Source organism: Ruegeria sp. HKCCD7181 (genome assembly GCF_057221055.1).
In genome coordinates, this window is sequence record NZ_JBWVBC010000033.1 from 1 (window position 1) to 1,825 (window position 1,825).

The window sequence follows — 1,825 nt, forward strand, 5'->3', positions numbered from 1 at the left end:
CGTCCCTGCCGCATACAAAAGCGACTTAAATCATCCCGATGCCAATTGTTTATCCAACCAACTTCATGGGCAACTATCGCCTTGGGGACAACATCAACGAAAACCTCGACGCACTGCAGTTGATCTGGGAGTTGCAGCATGAACATGCTGAGACTGACAGTTCACATAAAAGACTGCGTAAACCAGTCATCGTGTATTGCGGTGCTATCGCCGAGGCAGTGCTGTTCGACTTCTTTGCCAAAATCCGGGATTTTGTTCGGGAGGGTGTAGCAGCCATAGAGGAAGAACTCGCCGAACATCTTCGTTCTATGAGCAACGACAACTTTCAGTTCTTCATCGACCAATGCCGCAAACACCAGCTCTTTGGAGACGGAAGTGACGGCTTCTACGACGATTTGAACAAACTTGCAGAACTGCGAAACCGGATACACATTCAGAACGTCAAACACTTTAAGCCTCTGCGCGAACACGAAGCGTTCTCAAAGGTGCGGCAGCAAATGGCCGAAAGGACGCTGGAGACTTTGATTGCTCGGATGAACGAGCATTACAATCGGAAGCAAGCTGACCACGTCGGCGGCTTTATGCTCCCATGGAACTCATACCTTTAGAGTTCCCATCTTTGTCCACGGCTGCTCCCTCGTTGCCCCAACCACAACCTCTACGGTAGTTGGTTTAGCCATTTCGCGAGGACTTCAAGAGGGTAGCCACGACCATAGCCGTGACCGACACCCTCTGTATGCCATCCGCCAATCTGGTCGACGACGTCAGAGGGACACTCGACTGCTCGTAGCCTGTCACGCATCGAATGGCGGAAGCTGTGCATAGTATGTTCTTTCTGGGCATGTTGCTTTATCCATTTGTTCAGTGCTGCACTGGCTGAGTTGGCGTTCGTCTTGCTGTTTTTGTTGTAGCGTGGGAAAGCGAACTTGCTGCCCCGAACTTCAACCAAGATGCGTTCAGCGGCCCAGAGCGAGGCACCAACGAGAGGAATGGTTCTTGCACTACTATTGGTCTTGAGGCGTCGCCATGGATGCTCTTGCACGACCAAGTGGGGCGTAGGGCCTTCAAGCCGGATGTCTTCAACGAGTAGACCAGCCGCTTCAGCGAGGCGCATCCCGGTATCCGACACCATGGCAACCAGCCAGCGAAGATCGTCGTCCTCTTCGCGACACAACGCCTGTAGCGACCTGATCATCTCAACTGGCAGAGGCTGGCGATCCTCAACTCCCGCCTGTCGGTCGTAGTAGACCCCTGCAAACGGATTGCTGATCATGATGCCAATCTCAGCTGCAGCGAAGTTGAAGACGGATCGCACGGTACCAAAGATACGGGTGATGCTGCTTCCCGCGAGGTGTTTGGAAATCAATGCGTCTCGGAAGCTGTTGGCATCGGCTCGGGAATAGGCGGTCAGGTCCTTGTCACCGCAGGCATCGACTACATAGCCGCAGGCTCGCTCGGCAGCTCGATGGAACGTGACGGGGCGATCTTTGCCCTTCAGGCGGATGTAGATCGACACAGCTTCGCTGAGCTTGACAGATTCACCCGAGGTTTCGCCCGACGCCCCAACACCTCTCGCAACAGACCTCCCGGTCATGCGGAGCAAGTGTTTTCCGGGGAGGTCAACATCGCGAACGCGAAGGTGATACCAGTGCTCGTCGAGTTGTTGTGCCGCCCGCTGCGCTCTCGAAGCAGCCACTACAGCCGACCTCGTGCGTAGCGAGTACATGATCCTGCTTGCATTGTAGTGGTGGGAAAGGTCGGTCGGGACCCTTCGCGAGAAATAGAATATGCCCTGTTTTACAAATGTGTAAGGGGCAGATTTGGT

2 protein-coding genes are annotated in these 1,825 nt (G+C 54.2%); one reads left to right on the forward strand and one right to left on the reverse strand.

Annotated features, from left to right (window positions below):
- Window positions 1–65: 65 nt before the first annotated feature.
- Window positions 66–608: a hypothetical protein gene (locus AC2TCY_RS22965; RefSeq protein ID WP_480851064.1), complete on the forward strand. Its 543-nt coding sequence runs from the start codon at window positions 66–68 to the stop codon at window positions 606–608.
- Window positions 609–658: 50 nt separating this feature from the next.
- On the opposite strand, the gene AC2TCY_RS22970 is transcribed toward AC2TCY_RS22965, so the two are convergent.
- Window positions 659–1,825 (reverse strand): DUF6538 domain-containing protein (locus AC2TCY_RS22970; protein ID WP_480851066.1); only part of this gene is annotated, 1,167 nt, incomplete at its 5' end.